At 68.0% G+C, this 20,309-nt stretch carries 14 protein-coding genes and 1 pseudogene; 4 read left to right on the top strand and 11 right to left on the bottom strand.

Features of this window, described 5'->3' with window-relative positions:
• Positions 1-192: 192 nt before the first annotated feature.
• Together ACU616_RS05260 and ACU616_RS05255 are read right to left on the bottom strand one after the other, a co-directional pair.
• On the bottom strand, positions 193-1,032 hold the full coding sequence (locus tag ACU616_RS05260; protein WP_446757423.1) for an IS5 family transposase: 840 nt from the start codon (positions 1,030-1,032) through the stop codon (positions 193-195).
• A gap of 396 nt (positions 1,033-1,428) precedes the next feature.
• Complete coding sequence (locus ACU616_RS05255; RefSeq protein WP_446757422.1) at positions 1,429-1,887, bottom strand: nuclear transport factor 2 family protein; 459 nt, start codon at positions 1,885-1,887, stop codon at positions 1,429-1,431.
• 286 nt (positions 1,888-2,173) lie between these two features.
• On the opposite strand from ACU616_RS05255, the gene ACU616_RS05250 reads away from it, so the two are divergent.
• Complete coding sequence (locus tag ACU616_RS05250; RefSeq protein WP_446757421.1) at positions 2,174-2,482, top strand: hypothetical protein; 309 nt, start codon at positions 2,174-2,176, stop codon at positions 2,480-2,482.
• A gap of 692 nt (positions 2,483-3,174) precedes the next feature.
• Positions 3,175-3,477 carry a transposase gene (locus ACU616_RS05245; RefSeq protein WP_446757420.1) on the top strand — a complete coding sequence of 101 codons (303 nt, stop codon included), beginning with the start codon at positions 3,175-3,177 and terminating at the stop codon, positions 3,475-3,477.
• 232 nt (positions 3,478-3,709) lie between these two features.
• Here the strand turns inward: ACU616_RS05245 and ACU616_RS05240 are convergent, their stop codons facing one another.
• The 6 genes and pseudogenes from ACU616_RS05240 to fxsT all read right to left on the bottom strand — a co-directional run bounded on the left by ACU616_RS05240 (position 3,710) and on the right by fxsT (position 13,043).
• Positions 3,710-5,140 carry a M28 family peptidase gene (locus ACU616_RS05240; protein ID WP_446757419.1) on the bottom strand — a complete coding sequence of 477 codons (1,431 nt, stop codon included), beginning with the start codon at positions 5,138-5,140 and terminating at the stop codon, positions 3,710-3,712.
• A gap of 214 nt (positions 5,141-5,354) precedes the next feature.
• Positions 5,355-7,346, bottom strand: a complete 1,992-nt coding sequence (locus ACU616_RS05235) for a S41 family peptidase (RefSeq protein ID WP_446757418.1) — start codon at positions 7,344-7,346, stop codon at positions 5,355-5,357.
• Positions 7,347-7,794: 448 nt separating this feature from the next.
• Positions 7,795-8,235 carry a HEAT repeat domain-containing protein gene (locus tag ACU616_RS05230; RefSeq protein ID WP_446757417.1) on the bottom strand — a complete coding sequence of 147 codons (441 nt, stop codon included), beginning with the start codon at positions 8,233-8,235 and terminating at the stop codon, positions 7,795-7,797.
• A gap of 45 nt (positions 8,236-8,280) precedes the next feature.
• Complete coding sequence (locus ACU616_RS05225) at positions 8,281-8,769, bottom strand: hypothetical protein (RefSeq protein WP_446757416.1); 489 nt, start codon at positions 8,767-8,769, stop codon at positions 8,281-8,283.
• 748 nt (positions 8,770-9,517) lie between these two features.
• Positions 9,518-9,847: pseudogene (locus ACU616_RS05220) on the bottom strand (transposase); the annotation flags it as partial.
• Positions 9,848-10,115: 268 nt separating this feature from the next.
• Positions 10,116-13,043: an FxSxx-COOH system tetratricopeptide repeat protein gene (fxsT, locus tag ACU616_RS05215; protein WP_446757415.1), complete on the bottom strand. Its 2,928-nt coding sequence runs from the start codon at positions 13,041-13,043 to the stop codon at positions 10,116-10,118.
• A gap of 1,457 nt (positions 13,044-14,500) precedes the next feature.
• Between fxsT and ACU616_RS05210 the strand changes: the two genes are divergently transcribed.
• Positions 14,501-15,307, top strand: a complete 807-nt coding sequence (locus tag ACU616_RS05210; protein ID WP_446757414.1) for a tetratricopeptide repeat protein — start codon at positions 14,501-14,503, stop codon at positions 15,305-15,307.
• A gap of 815 nt (positions 15,308-16,122) precedes the next feature.
• On the opposite strand, the gene ACU616_RS05205 is transcribed toward ACU616_RS05210, so the two are convergent.
• Genes ACU616_RS05205 through ACU616_RS05195 form a run of 3 tightly spaced genes read right to left on the bottom strand, consistent with a single transcriptional unit; the run spans position 16,123 to position 18,759 of the window.
• Positions 16,123-17,679, bottom strand: coding sequence for a CapA family protein (locus ACU616_RS05205; protein ID WP_446757413.1), 1,557 nt, complete (start codon positions 17,677-17,679; stop codon positions 16,123-16,125).
• A 13-nt stretch (positions 17,680-17,692) separates the two neighbouring features.
• On the bottom strand, positions 17,693-17,959 hold the full coding sequence (locus ACU616_RS05200) for a hypothetical protein (protein ID WP_446757412.1): 267 nt from the start codon (positions 17,957-17,959) through the stop codon (positions 17,693-17,695).
• Positions 17,956-18,759, bottom strand: a complete 804-nt coding sequence (locus ACU616_RS05195) for a transposase family protein (RefSeq protein ID WP_446756502.1) — start codon at positions 18,757-18,759, stop codon at positions 17,956-17,958. Before ACU616_RS05195 ends, ACU616_RS05200 begins: the two co-directional genes overlap by 4 nt.
• 477 nt (positions 18,760-19,236) lie before the next feature.
• Here ACU616_RS05195 and ACU616_RS05190 point away from each other — a divergent pair, with 477 nt between their 5' ends.
• Positions 19,237-20,289 carry an IS110 family transposase gene (locus ACU616_RS05190; protein ID WP_446756511.1) on the top strand — a complete coding sequence of 351 codons (1,053 nt, stop codon included), beginning with the start codon at positions 19,237-19,239 and terminating at the stop codon, positions 20,287-20,289.
• Positions 20,290-20,309: the final 20 nt, after the last annotated feature.

The raw sequence follows: 20,309 nt of genomic DNA, 5'->3' as shown, positions 1-20,309 counted from the left end.
GAGCCCTCCTCAGCGGTGGTGGGACCGCTCCACAGTCGCTCGAGGGTGCCGGCTGTGGAGAGCGGCGAGGAGCATGTGGACGGGCATCGGGACATCGGTGGTCGACCAGCCTCCCCGGCAACCACAGCTAGCGCTCGCGCCAGAGACACGCTCGCCGGTGCTCCTCCGTCAATAAGGACGTCCGCCAATAGGTCAGCGGATGCGCGGTGATCTTGACCGGGTGTTCCAGCGGTAGCGGTACCAGGCGGCCCGCAGCAGGGCACGGATCGTGACGATGGCGGCAGCCAGGGCCAGGTAGGCGTCGACGCAGGCGCGGCGTCGTTCGGTGCAGCGGAGGAGTTTGCCGAAGTCGTTGAGCCACGAGTTGGTCCGCTCGACGACCCATCGGCGGCCGACCTGGATCGGTGCGGGAGTGCCGCGATGGACGATCTGGCCGTGCAATCCCCGCTCATCGAGTGCCTCCCGACAGGGGCGGTAGTCATACCCGGCGTCCAGGTGCACCGTCACGTCGGCGGGCAGTGGAGCGAAGTCCTTGAGCGCATCGAGGGTGGCCGGCAGGAGGGCGTCATCGCGGGTGTTGGCCGGCGCGGAGACGGTGGCCAGCGGAACGCCGCCACCGTCGGTCAGTTGCGAGCGCTTCATGCCGCCCTTGCCGCGGTCGACGGGGCTGCGGCCGGCGCATTCGCCTCCGCAGACGGCCTTGGTGGTGCAGCCGTCCACGGCAAGGTCGGCCAGGTCCAGGCCGATTATCTGGTCGTAGGCGTCCACGCACACCAGCCTCAGCCGGTCCCAGACGCCCAGCCGGATCCACTCGTCGCGGCGGCGGCGCATCGTGGTTGCCGAGCAGGAGGCGTCAGCGAGTCGTTCGTAGCCACAGCCGAACACCAGCGCCTCGACGAGCTTGTCGAACACCACGGCGTCGTCGATGCGCGGCCGGTGACAGCCCAGCGGGTGCTCATCAACATGCGGGGGCAGCAGGACCAGGAACTGCTCGCGCAGCGGGTCAAGGATGCACGATGGGGCGGCAGGCACGAGGGGTCCACAGTTCACGGAGCGTTAGCACCTTCGCGAGCGTGGCCCTCGTGCCTGCCCTCGACGATCAGCCGCGCCGAACGCCGCAACTGCGCCTACTGGCGGGCACTCTAACTCGCCCGTCCTCCTGACGCGACCGGCCCCGCCGCCAGCTAGAGCATGATCGATCAAGCGGTCAGCCGCTGCGATTTCCTGCGCGTCTGAAGACGGCTTCCGGGACAGCCCACTGATTTGCACGTCAGAACCGTCGAATACCCGGATTCCGCGCTTCGGGCTCCGTGAGTTACAGCGCCATGAGGTCCTGACGTGCACTGGAGTACGCAGCCTTGCTCACCACCGCCCGGGCGCTCGGTCCCGCCCACCCCGCCATCGCCTCGGGGGACCGCTGCGGGGGCGTCAGGCCGGGTAACGCGGATCGGCGAAGAGAGCCCAGCCTTCCTGCAGTAGGCCGTCCGCGACTCGATAGACCGCGAGGACGGTGGCTGTTCCCGGTTTGTCTCCGCCGGTCGTGCGCGCGTAGGCCACGACGAAGTCGTCCCCGTAGCTCTGGGACGAGACCCACTCGCCCTTGTAATGGGGGTGGTCCCGGTACCACTTGCTGAGCAAGTCCATGTACGCGTCGATCTGGTAGTCACCCGTCAGGTGGTGACTGCCGGTGATGTGCCAGACGGCGTCCGGGCCCCACAGGGCTCGCGCGCCGACCCGGTCACCCGCCCGCATCCGCCCGAAGAAGTCGACCACGAGTTGCTCGAGGCCAACCCGCGCTTCCGTCATGGCAGCAGTGTCAGGCTCGACGACGGCCGTCGTGAAGTGGTTCGAGTCCTTCCAGGGCCTGGCCGGCAGATCCGAGTCCATACTCGCCCCCTGGACCCTGAGAGACGACAGCGCTGGGGCGGCGTCCCTGAGTGGGCCGCTCACGGACACGCGCGGCGACTCGCACGGAAGACGGCCTCAAGGACATCTGCCGACTCGAGGTCCTCGACGCGCTCCTAGCCCCGGTGCCACCCTCCTGCCAGGGTGGAAAGAGGGCCGCCGATGTATGCGCGACTGAGCAGGTACACGTTCCGGGTCGGGCAGCAGCAGCCATGGGATCGACAACCTCAAGCGCCTGCAGGCCATCCGGCAGGGCGATGCGCAGGAGGTGCCGGCGGCCCTCTCACTCATCACTGAACTTGATGGCTGCCGCGGGGCCTGGTTCTTGGTCCCCGAGGACGACCCTGACTACGACTCTCTGATTCAGGCGGAGGAAGACCGCATCAGGCAGGGTGTCCCGAGCTCCTTCGAACAGAAGGAGGCCCTCTTTTCTCTGTGGGACACGCAGCAGCAGGCGGAATCGGTCCGAGAACGCCTTGGGGAGAAGCTCGCGCATTTCTTCGGCGACGTAGGCCTCGCCCTCTCGAGGCCGCCGGAGACGGAGATTTTCCGCGTCGACGGCGGCTGGCCTCTGTAGTTCTGCTCGGCGAACCGGGCCGCCTCAGCAGGAGCGAATCGCGCTTCTGTGCGGCAGTACCGGCAGGTCACCATGCACCCCGAGCACTGATGTCCGGCCAAGCGCACCTTAGTCCGGGTCGCCGACGTCCGCAGAGCCGAGAAGTCCTTCGCGCAGACTTCCAGCGCCGTAGCCTGGACGATTTCCTTACACAGCAATCGGGGGTGGACCTGTCCCCAAGTGGGCCGGTTTGGGACAGGCGGCGGTGAACTACCTCTGTGGGCACCACCGGTAGCGTCGGCGGAGTGGCGCGGAGACCGGACTGGTTACAGCACACGCCGGACGCGCGCTTCGACCCTTACCGGGAGTGCGTGGGTCGCCTCTACCGGCGTGATCAGGAAGTCGGTCTGCTTCTGGTCCGGTAGACGTTCGCACGACGCCGGTGTCAGGGCACTGGTGGTGGACAAAGTGGTCGCCAACGTACGACAGCCCCTGGAAGTGGGTCATCCTGGACGGCGAGTTCAGCCACCATGTGGTTGGGCGATAGGGGGTCGAACGAGCCTACACGACTACGCGGCAGGGCGCTTTACGCTCTACGGCGAGACTCCGCAGGTAGATTGGACGACTCCGGAAGAGTCATGCAGGCTTCGTCAAGAAGCGTTCGGGCCAAACAAATAGGCCGTTTGCTCGCCGTGTGGAGTTGACCCGCTTCGGTGGACACCCTGAGCTTGGGCACGTCGCCCGAGGAAGGGGTCCTGATGGGCCGACCGAGCAAGTACTCCCCGGAATTCCGGGAAAAGGCCGTGGAGGTGGTCCGTGCGACCGGGAAGACCGTCGCCGAGGTCGCTCGTGACCTGCAGATCAATGACACGACGCCGGGCAACTGGGTCAAGGCCGACCGCGCCGAGCGCGGTGAGCCGGACAGTAGCGGGCTGCTGCCGCTGACGGCCGAGGAGCGGGCTGAGTTGACCCGGCTGTGCCGGGAGAACGCCAGGCTCAAGAGCGAGCCCGATTGATGGCAGTCGTTCCCGCCCATCCCTCGATTCCCACGACTTTGATCACCATGCGACCAAAGTCGCTCTCCTTGAACTCCATTCCATTATGGAAGTTTCTGGTCAGCAAGGGGACGGGGAGCGGGTAACCCCCTGAAGCAGACACGGTCCCGCCCCGCCTGCTCGTGACCGTTGGATCCTGTACGGGCCTCGGTCTCCGCGGTGGGGCCGGCGCATCGGCCCCACCGTGACCGCCTCAGTGCGGCTGGCTCGCCTCGGCGGCGTTGCTCGGGCCGTGTCCCTGGTCGGCAGTGGCGGCGGGTACGGGCGCCACGGCGGCGAGTAGCCGCCGGCCCTCCTCCTCGAGGTCCAGGGGGGAGTTGGCGAAGCGCAGGATCACGGCGGAGGCCGCGCCGGTCATCTCGTCCAGCGCCCGGTGGTCGATGTTGCTGAGGTCGTCGCACGACGCGTGGTAGCAGAAGTCGTAGCCGATGCCGGCCCGGCCGCCGAACAGCGCGGCCTGTTCCACGGTCTTGATCCCCTCGGCGCCGGTGAAGAGCCCGCCGGAGGCGATGCCCTCGGCGATGAACGGCCCGTAGTCGCTGCGGCCGCTGAACTCGGTCTCGCCCGAGGCTAGGCCCAGGGAGCCGAAGTGCTCGTGGAAGGCCGCCTCGATCACGGCCGAGCCGGCCGGGGCGGGCACCGAGCCGTCGTCCGGGCCGAACGCCGAGGCGTCGCCGTCGTAGACGAAGCGGCCGTGGTTCGGGGAGCCGATCATGTCGAAGTTCAGATACAGCGCGACGTTGCCGAGCGTCGCGGGATCGTTGGTCTTGAGGTCCGCGACGTAGTGGCGGGAGCCGAGCAGGCCGAACTCCTCCGCGCCCCACCAGGCGAAGCGCACGGCGTTGGCGGTCTCCGTGCCGGCGAGCACCTCGGCGATGGCCAGGATCCCCGCGGAGCCGGAGGCGTTGTCGTTGATCCCGGGGCCCTGCGGGACGCTGTCCAGGTGCGCGCCGACCATGACCGTGCGCTCCGGGTCACCCGAGCGGGTCTCGGCGAGGACGTTGAAGGTCTCCCGGCTCTCGGAGACGGTCTGCGTGCGGACCGTCACCTCGCCCCCGCCCAGCAGGGCGACCCCGGCGGCGTAGCTCAGGCCGACCACGGGAACGGTCGTCACCCCCGGGTCGCCCAGGGTGCCGGCGATCGCCCCCTCCGCCCCGGGCAGTCCCGTGTTGAAGATCAGCACCGCGGATGCCCCGGCGGCCGCCGCGTTGGCGGCCTTCACCCCGAAGGGGCACGTGCCCCGCTGGAGCAGGGCGATGTTCCCCGGCACGAAGTCGGCGAAGTCCCCGGCCTCGCACCCGCTGGTGCTCGCGGCCGGCTCGCCGGTCGTTCCCACGGCCTGCACCGGTGCCGTCACGGTCCCGGAGCCGGAATAGGTCATGACCGCGACGTCCGCGGCGGCGAGCTGCCTGCCGCCCGCGCTGACCGTGGCCGGGCTGACCTCCTGGAAGAAGGGGAAGGAGAAGGTCTGGACCCGCGGGGCGTAGCCGGCGGCCCGCAGCCTGCCGACCACGTAGTCGACGCTGCCCCGGTAGCCGGACGTGCCCGAGGCCCGGTTGCCGTTGTTGGCGGTGGCGATGGCCTGGAACACCTCGAGGTGCTCCAGCACCTTTCCGGCAGGCACGGCCGCCGCGGTCACAGCGACCACTCCGGCGCGCTCGGCTTCGCAGCGGCGGACACGTCTTCGGCGCTCCCGGCGCCGGTGCTTAATAGCACGAGGGCCGCTGTGGCGGCCACGGTCCGGTGGTGATGAGTGCGGTGGCGCATGGGATCTCCCGAGAGGCAACGAAAGTAGCCCCGCCGTTCACATAGGATGTGCGCGGTCCGGAATCGGAGGGCTACAGGCGGATGGTTCGCCGTTGACGTACGTCGTCGTCGTCGAATCCAGTCAGGCTAACCTGTTTAGTGCCCTGTGGATAGGCCACTATGACCGGGACGCCTGGGGTGAGTTGGTGCGTGCTCCCGGGATGCCCGTCGAAGAACACGTCGAGACGGTTGAGTCCGTCGGTTTCAACGGTCACCGTGCGGTTGGCCGCGTCGATCCCGGCGTTCAGCTTCGAGAACGGCAGCTTGCGCAGTTCGCCGATGCAGTGGGCCAACAGGTCACGGTTGCCGTGAAGCAGATCGTCGAGGGTCAGCTCGTGCGGCGTACCCTCGATGCCCACGTCCTCGATCGGCTTGCCCTCGTTCGGTCCGGACCGCGTTGCGCGCCGATACGCGAAGCTCAATCCGATCCCATCGGGCAACGTGCGGAGAGGTTGGTCGGATGCTTCCAGCGCCGCGCGGATGTTGTCGTAGTCCCAGACATTTGCCCCACCAGCGCCAGTTGCCGAGCCGACGCATAGGAAAGGCCCAATGTTGTTATCGACGAATCCGGCCGAGAAGAGGTCACCGGAGGAGTAGGTGGTTGAATCCGCCACGAGTAGGACCGGCCCCCCGTACTGCTGACCGATCTCATTGGCCGTCTGCAACGGCGTGAGCGGAATCGCCTGCGAGTAGAGCTCCCCGTTCCGGACAGCATCGTGCAGCGACTTCTTCCACGGCCCCAGGTCGTCGGCCAACGGCCCATCGGCCAACGCCCGGGTGAACGGGGTGGCCAAAACGGAGTATTTTGTAGGCTCGATGGGCATCGGCGTGAACAACTGCAAGGCCGCCTCGGCCGCCACGATGTAGCCGCCCGGATTGCCCCGCACGTCGATGACCAGACCCCGCTCCGGCAACAGCGGGATCAGCCGCAGCAGCTCCCTGATAAACGCTCTGGGCCCAACATCAAAAGCGAAGATGCGGAGGTACCCAAAGGGGCCACCGGGCGCGTCCACTCGGAGGGCAGCGAGGGTACCGGGCAGTTGGGTCGATATGACCGTGGCGGCGGATTCCTCATCGTTCTTGCTGGACAGCTCCGGCGCATGCGCCTGTCCACCCCCCGCCACGTGAGGTGCGAACATCAAGATCTTGGCCAGGCGGACGGCCTCGGCTGCGGGGTCCAGCGCGAGGGCCTCTCCCGAATCTCCGTCCCCTTGTCCCGCAAACCCTGTGTTCAGGGCCGGCTGCCCCACCTGAGTCGGGTCGACCACCCGCCAGTCGACCTTCAGCTCCTTAGCGGTGCCGGGTTGGCCCTGCGCACCCGGCGTGCGGTAGCCGACAACCACCCAATACTCGTCTGGCGGCGGCCCATACTGGAGCGACCGGACCGTCAAGCTCTGGGTCGCCCAGGCCCGGAGGCTGTCGGGCCGCCCGCCGACCTCCCTTTCCCCGTGGCGCTGAACCGCGACATCGATAGGCATCCCATTCCAGAACTCGATCGTCACACCAGGACGGAAGTCCGGATCCTGCAGGGTCGAGCTCACCTTCGTGACCACGTAGCTGCCTGACCCGCCTCCGCCGCACCTCTCCACCTGGAACGGGAGCACGGCGGCCTTCCCCCTCAGTGTGGACGGACCGACGTAGCGCGTGTGCGCATCGCGCATGCGGGTCACGATGTCGGCCAGCTCGATGTGGAACTGGTCATCGGTGAGATCGTCGAGCTGGCTGCGCAGGATGCGGAGCCGTTGGATGGGATCGAAACCGTAGCGAGCCCGCTTCAGGGGCAGGTGCGTATAGAGCCCTTCGAGCACGCGCTCGATACCGCTGATGAGCTGGCCACGCTCCAGTGAGGTCAACGACCCCGGCGCCAGAAATGGGCCCTGCAGCACTGACGCGGCGTCGGCACTGCCTTGGTCCTCGAGCCCTCCCTGAGGCCCACTCTCGTCATCGCGTTGCTGTTTTGCCGCCTCGACGACGCTCGCCAAGTCGATGCCCCGCTGCGCCTGTTCAACACTACCCGATGTCATGGTCGACTCCCCTTCACCTCGTCCCGAACGCGCGTCATTCGCAGCCGTGCTCACTGATCCGACTCCCGCTCCACCGGCCGCGTCGCGAACGCCGCTAGATCGGCAATGGACAGAGCGCACCACGGCCGTCTCTGATACACGCTCAGCTCCACCTCGCCCAGCCCCGGCGTATGGCGCACGCTCAGCGCCCCGACCGCCTCGTAGAGCAGGTCCGCCCCTAAATACCGGTGTGACCCCGCTACGTCGGCGAACAGTGAGATCGAGGTGTCCCGTCGGAGACGACAGGTCATCGAGTGACGGGGCTGAGACGTCTGCATCACGGTCCGGCGTTGCATTTGTCGCGTCCGGGGCATCGCCATTGGTGTCCGGGGCCATCGCCAGCGCGTTCGTCGTCGTCAAGTCCGGTGGAACCGGTGCGGACGTTACCCGGCGCCCATAGCTCATGAGGTCACGTCGATGGACCTCCACCGGGGAGATTGTCGAAGACCTCGGCCGCGACGTCGCGGAGCGCCGGCTCGGACTCGAAGTCCCGCAGGGCCCGGATCTTGTCCCGGAGAGCATCGCTGGGTTGCGGCGGAGTGGCCCGGAGGGCTGTCTTGCGAACAGCAGGGTCATCGTCGTCCAGAAGCGTCAGGAACACTGACTCCGCTGCCATCCCGATGTGCTTCGCTCCCGATGCTGCTGCCGCCCGTATCCCTGGCTCGGGGCTGTTGGCGGCCAGCTCGAGGATCGGAGTCGCCTCGGGGTCTCCGATGCGACCGGCCAGGTAGGTGGCTTTGGCGGCCAGGTTGGGATCGCCGCCCTCGACAAAGCGTCGGAGGAGCGGCAGCGCGTCCGGACCGAACTGCGAGGCAGCCTCCTCGTAGTTCGGTTCGTCGCGGTCGAGCACCGCTCTCACCTGGTCATTGGTTACGGCCATGTGCGCTGCCGCCTTTCAGACGTTGACGGTGATGGGGCTGGCCTGCATGGTGTTGCACTCCGAGGCGACCAGGTCGGGCGGCGGATTGGTGATGTTGGCCGTCCCGTTGCCTGTCATGAGCCGGTCGTTGTCGTTGACGTGGTTCAAGCCGAGGACGTGGCCCTGCTCGTGAGCGAATGTCCACTGCGTAGCAGTCCGCACCACCACGGCGCCGGGCATCCCCAGCGGGTGTGACGCGCATCCGTTGAAGGGCGGGTCGGTCGCCTCGACGAAGTAGATCACGATGTCGTTCGAGCCGGCGGAGTTCCTGTGCGTGAAGAGCTGGTTTTGCTCGGCCGTGGTGCTGCCGAGGATGCACGTCCCGACGTCGACGATGTTGAGCGCGGGCAGGTTGAGAACCTCCTCAGATGCCCAGCTGACGTCGACGTTGCACGTCGCGTAGACCTCTCGCATGTTTTGGAAGAGAGTGGCGATCGGTATGTCCGGAGTCGTCAAGATCTTCACGTGGACCCTGACCCGCGACGTCACGGTCGGCAAGTGGTAGTTGCCGCTCCCGACGTTGTTGTGCGTACCTCCCTCGGGGCAGTTGGACGACGCCTGGTTCGGTCCAAACCACAAGCCCTGGCACTTGTTGCACCAGCGCCAACCGGTCTGGCCCGCACCCACGTTGAGAGCGAGCGAGTAGTTCCCGCTGCCCGTCAACGCGTGGGTCCCCCCCTCCGGGCAGGTGGACGATGCCTGGTTCGGTCCGAACCACAATCCCTGGCACTTGTTGCACCAGCGCCAACCCGACTGGTGGTTGGCCGGAGTCGTCGTAGCATTGCGCACCAATGAGTAGTTTCCGCTCCCGACGTTGTTGTGCGTGCCCCCCTGTGGGCAGTTGGACGACGATTGGCGCGTTCCGAGCCACAACCCCTGGCACTTATTACACCATCGGTAATTGTTCAGTGTCCCCCACGTGATGGCCATCTCGTCCCTTCCTCTGGGTGCTGGCAGGCTGTCGCGTCCCACTCGTGGAATCGATCCGGTCATCAAGGAAACGCGAGCAAAACATCGGATCCAGCCGATATCACCGCCTGGTAGGTGACCCGCGACGCGGGCGAGCACCAGTTTGTTCGCCACTTGTCACCGCACCGTCACCGCACCGTCACCGCCCTATCACGAGGCGCATCTCGACGGTTGGTCATCGCACCATCCGCAAGGTGGGGTCAAGTCCTTAGGCGTGGTGTTTAACGATCTTTAAGGGCTGGTGTTACAGGAACGGTCCGAAGCCCAGTTCGGTGCTGGCGAGGAAGCCGGCCAGCAGCGCCGGGCGATACTGCATACGTCTGAGGCGGGTCTTCACCAGCACGGTCAGCTCGGCGATGGTGTGCCTGGTCAGGTTCGCCAGCGAGCGCTTCAGATGTGCCCACACCGGCTCGACCGGGTTGAGCTCGTGGGCGTAGGGCGGCAGCCGGTAGACGGTCAGCCAGGGCCGGGCGGCGATCAGCTCGAACATCGCCCTGCTGGTGTGGGTGCTCAAGTTGTCCCAGACCAGCACGATCGGCCCGCCGAGCTGCCGGTGGGCGGCGTCGAGCAGGGCGGCGTAGTCGGCCTCGGCGAACCCCTTACGCCCGCTACCACGCCGGCCGTGTCCCGCCCCGGGTTCAGTGGAGGCTCGGAACTGACGCGGCGACGGTAGTCGCCGCGGGGTTGTGCCGGTAGAAGACGTCTTCGTGCTCTGCCGGTGGGATCAGGCCGATCTCGCCGTGCAGGCGTCGGTGGTTGGAAAAGCCGCGGTCTTCTTCGCGCGGGAGACGGGGCGGTGAGCCGCGGTCTGGTCTGCGAGTTCATCGCTGCGGGAAGACTCACTACGCTGGGGCGGCCGACTGTGCCTCGCCCAGCTGGGCTAAGGCGTTGGCTACGGCGGCTGCCGCCTTCCGGGTAGTGATGTGGTCCGGTCCGAACACCCGTTGGCAGCGCTGCAGCGTGTCCTCGCCCAGGGCGCGAGCTGACTCCCCCTCGCCGAGCGAGGTCAGCGCGCCGGTAAGAGCGGCCGCCACTCCCAGGGCCGTTAAGTGATCCGGGCCGAGAATCCGGCGACAGCGCTGCAGGGTGTCCTCACTCAGGATGCGGGCCGCCTCTGCCTCACCCAACTGGACCAGGATGTGGGCGAAGGCCGCGGCCGCCCACAGTGTGATCATCTGGTCGGGGCCGAGTGCCTGGCGGCAGCGCTGCAGGGTGTCCTCAGCCAAGGTGCGGGCCGCCTCGGCTTGGCCTAGATCGCCCAAGGCGAGGATCAGGCCGGCCGCTGCCCACAGGGTGACTTGGTGGTCGGGGCCCAGCATTCGGCGGCAGCGCTGCAGGGTGTCCTCACCCAGGATGCGGGCCGCCTCCGCCCCGCCCCCGAAGACCAGGGCGAAGGTCAGGCCGACCGCCGACGCGAGGGTGATGAAGTGGTCGGGGCCGTGCATCTCTCGGCAGCGCTGCAGGGTGTCCTCACCCAGGATGCGAGCCGGTTCCGCCTCGCCCACGAAGACCAGGGCGAAGGTCAGGCCGACGGCGGCCAGAAGGGTCAGCACGTGATCCGGACCTAAGATCCGCCGACAGCGCTGCAGGGTGTCCTCACCCAGGATGCGGGCCGCCTCCGCCTCGCCCAGCATGAGCAGAGGGAAGGCGAGATACGCCGCGGCGGTCAGGATGTCCGGATGGTCGGGCCCGAGGCTGGATTCCCAGCGCTGGATCACCTGCTCAGAGATGGCTCGACTGCTGGAGCAGTCCCCTCTTGTGTACAGGTAGCGGGCGGTGTCCAGAACTCGTTGCCGGGTGGCAGGTGAGTAGTCACCAAGGGGGGCGGTGGCGAGCACGTGCGGAGCGAGTTGGGCGTATGCGGGCCAGCTGGCTACGTCCTCCGGATTGCCGGGGGAGGCAGCGGCGAGGAATGCCAGCACCTGGTCCACGACGGCTTGGCGGTGGTCGGGGGGCAGTTGTTGGCGGATGACGGCCTGCACCAGCCGGTGGACCTGGAAGCCGTCGGGGTGACGGCGGGCCAGGGAGTAGGCGACCAGCGTTCCGACCGTGTCAGTGAGGGCGTCGGGGTCGGTGGCGGTGGTGTGTAGCGGCTCGGCGAGTAGCTCGGGGTGGCCGGTGAACAGGGTCAGTGGGATGGGTTCGGGGGCGAGGAAGGCGGCCAGTTCCAGCAGCTGCACCGCGGCTGGATCCTCGCGGCGTAGCCGTTCGAGGGATAGCGCCCAGGTGGTGTCAATCCGCCCGGAATACCCAAGCACGTCGCCGCGGGCGAGCAGGTCGGCTCGGCGGGTGCGAAAGCGGCGCAGATAGTCGCTCGCCGGTAGGTCGGTTTGCTCCAGGTAGCCGGCGGCCTGCGCGGCGGCTAGCGGCAGGTCCCCCAGCTCGGCGGCGAGCTTATCGGCCAGCTCCTCGCTCAGGGCCGGGATCCGGGCCCGCAGCAGCGCGATGGTCTCCGCCCGGGTGAGCACGTCGACCTCCAGCCGCCCGCCGAGGGCTCCCCAGCCGGGATAGCGGGAGGTGATCAACACGTGCCCGGACCCGCCGGGCCGGTAGGCCGCGATATCGCCCGGCCGTTCGGCGTTGTCGAAGACCAGCAGCCACCGGTCCCGGCCGCGCAGCTCGACGAACAATTGGTCGACGGTGTCGGTCACCGTCGGGCCGACCGGCAGCTGCAGTCGGGCGGCGAGGGCGGCGAGCTGATCGGGGATGAGCACCCGCTGTTCGGCGTCGATCCACCACACCAGCTCGTAGTCGGCGGCGAATCGGTAGGCGTACTCGATGGCCAGTTGGGTCTTGCCCACCCCACCGAGGCCGTGGAGCGCCTGCACCACCAGCGTCGGCTCCTCCGACTCCAACCGCCGCCGCAGCTCGGTGAGCATGGTGTCCCGGCCGGTGAAGTGCGGATTGCGGGCCGGCACGTTCCACACCCGCGGCCGCGCAGCGACGGCCGCAGCGAGCGGCGCCTCGGCGGAACCGTGCAAGGTGGGGCCCTCGGACGGTGGGGTCCAGTCCAGGCTCGGGTCCTGGGTGAGGATGGCAGCCTCCAGCTGTTGCAGCGCCCGGCCGGGGTCGATGCCCAACTCCTCGGCCAGGATGTGGCGCGCCCGCCGGTAGACCTCCAACGCCTCGGCCTGCCGGCCGGAGCGGTACAGGCTGAGCATCAGCAGTCGGTGCAGCCCCTCGTGCAGGGGATGCTCGGCAATCAGAGGCTCCAGCTCGCCGACGAGTTGCGCGTGTCGGCCCAGGGCCAGCTCGGCCTCTAGGCAGGCCTCGAGCGCAGCGAGCCGCTGCTGCTCCAGCCGCGGAATCTCGGCTCGAGCGAACGGTTCCTCGACAAACTCCGCCAGCGGCTGCCCGCGCCACAACCCCAACGCCTCACGCAGCAAGCTCGCCGCCCGCGCCGGCGCGGAACGCAGATCCTGCTCACCCTCGCGGACCAGCCGCTGGAAGCGATGCAGATCCAGCCGCTCAGGGTCGAGCTGGAGCAGATAGCCCGGCCCACGCCGCTGCAGCACCGCAGCACCCGCCCGATCGGGGACGTTGTCCGCCTGCAAGGCCTTCCGTAGCCGCGACACATAGGCCTGCATGGTGTTGACGGCGCCTCCCGGCGTCCGATCACCCCACAGGCCATCAATCAGGAGCTCGGTGGAGACCACCTCGTTCAGATGCAGCGCCAGCATGGCCAGCACCGCGCGTTGCCTGACACCTCCCAAGGCAAGCAGCCCATCCGCCACCCGAACCTCGAACGGACCCAGGATTCGAAGGTCCATCCCGGATCCCTCCGCTCCGACCGACTGACCCGGCCGATCCGCTCACCCGACCCCTCGGCCACTGAACGTCTGCCGCCGTGCACACAGCGCCACCACCAAGGATCCCTGCCCGCCGTCGTCCGCTCAAGACGTGTCAGCGGCCCTTCAGCGGTCCGTCAGCCCCTCCCGCCAACCTCGAGGTGGTTCACCCACCGGCACGAGCCCGGGCCCCGGCAACCACCCCGGCACCCGCCTTCCCGACCAGACAAGTCAAACCAGGGGACTAGATGAACGCGAACCGGCCGAGTCTCACGCGCAGGGCCATCGCCGCGGTGCTGCTGACACTCGCACTGCTGGGTGGAGGCATCCCGGCAGCGACGGGTGCGAACGTCATGCCCTGCCAGGACTGCAAGCCCCGCGTTTACCCCCTAGACGATATGGCCTGACGGCTCAGCTACTACCTGCGACGCCGGGCGGCGCCCTCGAGTCCAGCCCGGCTCGGGGGCGTCCCCTTCCCTCGTAGCAGACACCGTCGCGACCTCTTGACTCACTGACGTATTCCCTCAGAAACGTATCCGCGTGTCCTGCTGTCAATCCGGAGGAACGAAATGCACGGCAATCGGCAAGGAGCAACACGACGCGCTGGGGGCCTAGGCATGCCAACGCCTTCGCGCATCGCGCCGATCCGCCGCGGCCTGGTAGCCGCCGGCTTCCTCGCCACGGTGGCTGTCTCGGTCGTCGTCGAGGCCGCCGACGGGCCTGACAGGCCGCCCGTCGACCCCGGGGACTACCCCGTGTGGGCTGCTGCCTCGACTGGTGGGTCCGGTGGTGCCGGTGGGGCCGGTGGTGCCGGGGGATGGGATATCGATTGATGTAGAGGAGCACGGCGAGGAGGTCGCGGTCCTTGCCGGGAGTTCCGCCGGTCATGGTCGGCGGGATCCCGGCGGGGCCCCGTTCCGACGAAAAATCTCAAAGCGCTCCTGTCCGAACTCGCTCATTCAAGACGTATCAGTCCCGGTACAACACTCCTGCAGACCTCATCGCCAGCCTTGAGGTGGCCCGCTAATCGACGCAAGCCCGGGCCCTGGGAGCTGCACGCATTTCCACCTTCCGCCAGACGAGTCGAGGAGAATCGTCATGAGTAGGATCCGCCGTATCGCCATTACCCTCGCTGCCTCCGCTGGCCTGATCGCCCTCTCCACCGAGCCCGCTCTGGCTCTCGCCGGCACGAACCACTGCCACCCAGTCCACTGACCAGGTCACATCACAGGACGTGGACCGGTCGCCACTGGCGGATCCACGTCCTGTGCGCCACGGTGACAGCGCGTCGCCGGCTTCGTGCCGCGCTGCGCGTCGCACGAGCTGGGGACCTCGACCGAGCCGTGGTGGCTGCTGAACGGGCTACTCGACTGCTGGTTTACCAGCTGGGGAGGTGCTGGGGACCCGACTGGCAGGAAGCGGTGTGTGCCCTGCACCTGATGGCTGATCTGCAACGTCAAGACGTCCGCCTGGATGACGCCCTCGCCATCCTCGATGAGGCAGATGCCCTGCTACAGACGGCGCCCGTTGGCGAGCGCAGGGCCGCGTTGCTTGCTCGCACCCTGATACGCCGTGGCGACACCCGCCGATTACGCGCCGACTTCGCTTCGGCAGAAGGGGATCTGCTGTCAGCGCTGCAGCTCACGCGGGACCCGCTGGACCAGGTCAGCGCTGTCAACACCCTCGGGGTGTTGTTGAAAGACACCGGACGGCTGACGGAGGCCGAAGCGCAGTACACGGCGGCGCTGACGGCGCTCGAGGCCGAGTGTGGTACAAGCCATCCGCTTTCCAGGCGCATTCTGCACAACTTGGCGGGACTGGCGCACGCGCGTGGGCGCTACACCGAGGGGGAGACCTTCATACGGCAGGCTCTCGCACCCAGCCACGGACCCGAGCACGAGCACGCTGCAGACATCCTGAGCGACCGGGGAGTGCTGGGAGCACTTCTCGTCGGACAAGGTCGCCTAGATGAGGCAGAGACATTGTTTACTGAGCTCCGGGCACATTGGACCACTCTACGTGGACCACGCCATTACGAGGTCGCTTTCTGCGAGCATCACCTCGCCGTCGTGCGGGAGAAACGAGGGGATGCGCCCGGCGCTCTGGCTCTCTATGAGGACGCCCTGAGGAAGAAGCGGGATATCCTCGGCTCCGAACACCCGGAAGTGAGCGAACTCGTTCGATATGTAAACCGATTGCTAGCCGTGAAGACGGGACCGCCTAACCGTAGATCGAGCAGTCCTTGAGCCGATAAGGTGATCAAACTCGGTTGCCCTGGCTAGCAATGAATTGGCTTTTCTCACCACGTTCGCCCTCCACGGACGGGCAGAAAAGAATCTCTGCAGCTTGGAGCCGCGAGTCGGCCGAGCGGCGAGTGTCTTCTGGCGGGAGCCTGCACGAGGAGCCCGCGCTGGGAGTCCCTGACGACTCGGTGCAGGCTCGGCCAGTGGCGTCGACCGCAGCCCTCGACGGGGTGCGGATTCCTGGGCAGAAACCTCAATATGGCCGCCTCCGGATCGATCGGCCCGCTCCAAGGCCGGACCAGCGAACATCATGAGCCGACCCCAATAGGGCTCCTCCGCTCAGCTTTCGGCTCATCTGACAGGCGTTGGGCAGCTTCCACGGTCGCGTCTGCCTAAGCGCTGAACGAAGGAAGTGGGAGCCTTAAAATCCCGGATTGCGACATGCGTAACGAATGGAAAGTCCGACCACACCCGGTCCAACGGGGACGGCGCCGGTAGAGGATCTCAGGCAGCAGGTGGTCAGTTGCCTCGATCATAATTGCGCATCGAGATCAAACCCACGCGCTAGAGCCCAAAAGTTTGCGCGTCTTACTCGAGCCCAGTGGGTGTATTTACGGAAGTACCCCGTGGACGCTTGTGGGTCCTACCATGCAGATTGTGTTGAGCGTTCACAGAAGCGGCGAGAGCCCGCAGTTCTCGTGAGCAAGGGGAGCCACGGCGTTACAGCGCTCCGGGAAACCATGTCCAGCAGCGGAAGCGTGGCTGGTCTTGTCTCGCCTCGTGAACAAGCCCGCCAGGCCTGCGGGGCGGCCCGGGTGTCAGCAGGTGGGTGCACTCAGTTCGCCGGTGGGGGAGAGGTCGACGCCGCAGGCACCGAAGTCGGTGCGGGACAGGTTCCGCACCACGCTCAGGGCGTGCTGGCCGGGATCGATCTGCGCGAGTCCCGGGTCGACCATCACGGTGCCGACCAGCCGGCCGGAGTTCCAGGTTCCATCGGCGGCCAGCCGTAGCGTGAGGATCCCGCCGACGCCCGCCGGGCCGTCGTTGGACAGGGTGCGGTAGCCGGTGAAGTTGCCCAGGCTGTAGGCGATCAACCGGCCGCGGTACCACTCCATGCCCCGCAGCACGTGTGGACCGGCACCCAGGACCGCGTCCGCGCCGGCGTCGATCACCGCACGGGAGAAGGCCATGGCATCCCCTCGGTTCTCGCCGAGGAAGATCTCCGGGCCCGGGCGGACGTGGGACTGGTCGGCACCCTCCGCGCCGGCGTGGATGGTCACCAGGACCACATCGGCCTGCTCGGCGGCCTGACCGACGAGCTGTTGTGCGGCGGGGATGTCGAGCAGGCTCTGCGCCCAGCCGTAGGGTGCAAAACCGAGGATCGCCACCCGCAGAGACCCGACGTTCTGCAGGGTCACCTGCCCGGGCATGCCCGTGTAGTGCAGACCCGCCGCCGTCAGCGCGGCCTGCGAGTCACGCAGGCCCGCGTCGCCGAAGTCGTGGGAGTGGTTGTTGGCCAGGTTGATGACGGTGAACCCCGCCTCGCGCAGCCGTTGGGCATACGACGGTGGTGTCCGGAAGGCAAAACGGCCACTGCTGGTCGCGCCGCACTTGGTCGACGTCGCGATGTCGGTGAGGGCCTGGTCCAGGTTGGCCAGCACAATGTCGCCGGTGAGCTCCTCAGCGACGGCGTCGAACAGGTGGCGGCCATCGTCGGGAGGCAGTTCCGGCGTCGCCCCCATGATGACGTCGCCGACGGCACTGACCTCCACACTGGTGGGTGCGGACTGATCCCCAGATCCTCCCGCCTCCGCGGGAGGCGTCGCCTGGTCGGCGGAGGCACCGGCCGAGACGCTGGACGCCGAATCCCGGCCCGCGGACGGTTCGACAGGGCCATCGGGTGAGCACGCGGTGGTCACCACGGTGAGGACCACGGTCAGCAGCGACCACAGCAGTTTCGCCGAGGCCGACCGCGCCCCATGTCGCGACAGCCCGCGGGCCACCTCCGTCGCCGACTCCGCGAATCTTGGTGCACATACTGCCCCGCGCATGCCCGGAATGGTCGAGCAGGTCGGCGCTCGGACGGACCGGGTCTGCATGGTCAACGACCGCGAGGACGTCCCGTCTGCGTGTCGGGCACGGCCTGCTGCCAGACCTTCACCGGCCACGTCAGCTCCGTCGGCATGGCGCCGGGCGACGGCGTTGTCCAGGGCGGTGATCGCCAACCGGAACTTCATCCGTGCGTCGATGGAGTAGCCGACGATGCGGTTGGAGTGCATGTCCTTGACCGCGCACAGATAGAGCTTGCCCTCGGCGGTGCGGTGTTTGGCGATGTCGGTCAGCCATACGGCGTTGGGCGCCGCGGCGGTGAACACCCGCTGGACCCGGTCATCGTGCACCGGCGGCCCGGCACGCCCGGCCTTGCCGCGGCGGGGCTTGCCGAAAGGCGCTCCACCAGCCGTTGGTCGAGCAGATTGCCCAGGCGGTGCGTATCGCCATCGGATGGCCGCTGGCGCCGGCTTCGTCGACGAGCAGCCGGTAGCCGAACTCCGGATCGTCGCGGTGGGCATCGAACAGCGCGTTGGCCCGGTGAGCTTGGGTGAGTCCGCTGGTGGTGGTTGGGGCGGCCAGCCACCGGTAGTGAGGTTTTCTCACCTGGTTCCGCGGTCGAGTGAGGTGAGCACCAATGCGGCAGCTGCGATTGCGCCGATGCGGTGCGGGCTGACGGTGACCCGGTCGAGGGCGCGCCAGCGGCCGAGCAGGGCGTGACCGCGTTCGGTGGGCGCGCGCAGCGCGATGATCAGGGAGTTGTAGCAGCGGTTGTCGGTGTGCAGCGGCCCGTCAGGCTGGTGCTTGACCGGCACGTGCACGCCGATGCCGGCGCCGGTGTAGCCCTTGTCGGCCAGCACGGGCAGCCCCCGGGCGGCGTGCGGATACAGCGCCGGCAGCACCAGCTCGCGGGCCGCGGTCAGATCGTGGGTCGAGCCGGGGCGGACGTCAGAGACCCACAGCGGAAAGCCGCTGGGGTCGCACAGGACCTGCACGCTGCCGCCGAAGGCATGGTGCTTGCCGGAGTACCACAGGTGATGGCCGCGCTCGGCGCGGACGGCAACCCGGTCGGTGGGGACCAGGGTGCCGTCCAGACACACGAAGGACAGCCCGGCGGCGTGGGCGCGGTTCAGGACGTCGTCGAGCTCAGGAGCGCGCGTGGCGATCACATCCAGCGCCTCGTGCAGATAGCGGTAGGCGGTGGCGATGCTCAGCCCGGCCTGGCGAGCGAGCGTGCGTAGGTCCAGTCGGTGGCGCAGCCAACGCAGCGCGAGGACGACCTGGACGTGCACCGTGCCCGCCCGCTGCGCCGGGCGGGATCCGGGCCGCCGACGGTGCTGGGCGATCCAGCCGGTCACCGCCTTCAACACCGCGGTGGACACATCCAGGCTGGCACGATGAGACACAGCGGGCTCCCGGGGAAGTGGAGATCGGCCTTTGGCGAGACGATCTTCATCCCGGGAGCCCGCGCCCTCCTCCACAACCTCGACTGCGACCAGCGACGACGCCAATCAGGCCGTCAAGCCTGGTGAGAAAACCTCAGTAAGGCTGGCGGGCAAGGTTGAGAACCCGGCACGTCACCGCGACGGGGATCCCGTCGCCGGCGAGTTCACGGACGAGCGGGTAGATCTGTAAGTCTTGGTGGCGGCGGCCCGGTGAGGACTGCCAGGGTCGGTGCCGGTGATCGCGAGTGGCTCACGGTATATCTGGCCGCCGGTTCGGCGTGCCTTCAAAATGGCGTGTCCTCGGTTCACCGGCGCCGGCCCGAGCATCGTGTGGCTTGATTAGGAGCCTGGCCGCCGCTGGCGTGCCTCATTACAGATTTGCCCCTTCGGTGCTGCCTTCCGGGTCGAGCTGTTCATTCCATCGACGAGAGAGGCAGCATGTCCGGAGAAGACCTCGACGCGGTCATCGGCGTCGACACCCACCGCGACACCCACACGGCCGCGCTCGTGGACATGGTCGGCCGTCAGCTGGCCGTGCTGGTCATCAGCGCGGACGCGGCCGGCTACGCCCGCCTGCTCGCCTGGGCGGCCGAGCAGGCGCCCGGCGGTCGGGTGCTCTGGGCGATCGAGGGAACCCGCAGCCACGGAGCCGGGCTCTGCCGCGCGCTGGCGGCCGTGGACGCGCAGCTCACCGAGGTCGATCGGCCGACGCGGCGCGCCCGGCGCGCCGGCAAGAGCGATCCCATCGACGCGCTGCTGGCGGCCCGTGCGGCGTTGGCAGCCGGCTTCGTCCGGCAGCCCCGGATCGATGGGGATCGGGAGGCCGCCCGACTTCTGCTGGTCGAGCGCGACCGGTTGGTGCGGCACCGCACCGCGGTGCTCAATCAGATGCGGGATCTGGTGCTGACCGCGCCCGAGGAGCTGCGTCAGCGCCTGCGCGATCGCAGCATCGCCGGCCTGATCGCCGCCTGCTCCGCGCTCCGCCCGCGCGGCTCCGATGAGGTCGAGACGCGGGTGCGCCTGCAGTCACTTCGGCGGCTGGCCCGCCGCGCTCGAGCCCTCACCGAGGACGCGAAGACCGTGGAGGCCGACCTGAAGACCCTCACGGCCACAAACGTTCCACAGCTTCTGGCTGAGCCTGGTATCGGCCCGATCGTGGCGGCGCAGCTGTGGGTGAGTTGGTCTCACTCCGGGCGGATTCGCTCCAAGGCCGCATTCGCTGCTCTGGCCGGTACCAGCCCGTTGCCGGCCAGCAGCGGGCAGGTCACGCGCTTTCGACTCAACCGTGGCGGCGACAGGCACCTCAACCGCGCCCTTCACCAGGTGATGATCACTCGACTCTCCTGCCATTCACCAACCCGCGAATACGTCCTTCGCCGCGCCACCGACGGAAAGACGCAGCGCGAGGCCCAGCGCTGCATCAAGCGCTATCTGGCCCGACGGATCTGGCGACTGCTCGACCATGGATCAGCAGTCGTCGCCGCTACTTGACAGGCATAGGAGCGTCATTT

The organism is Geodermatophilus sp. URMC 62, assembly GCF_052931475.1.
This window is presented reverse-complemented; position numbering and strand designations above follow the sequence as displayed.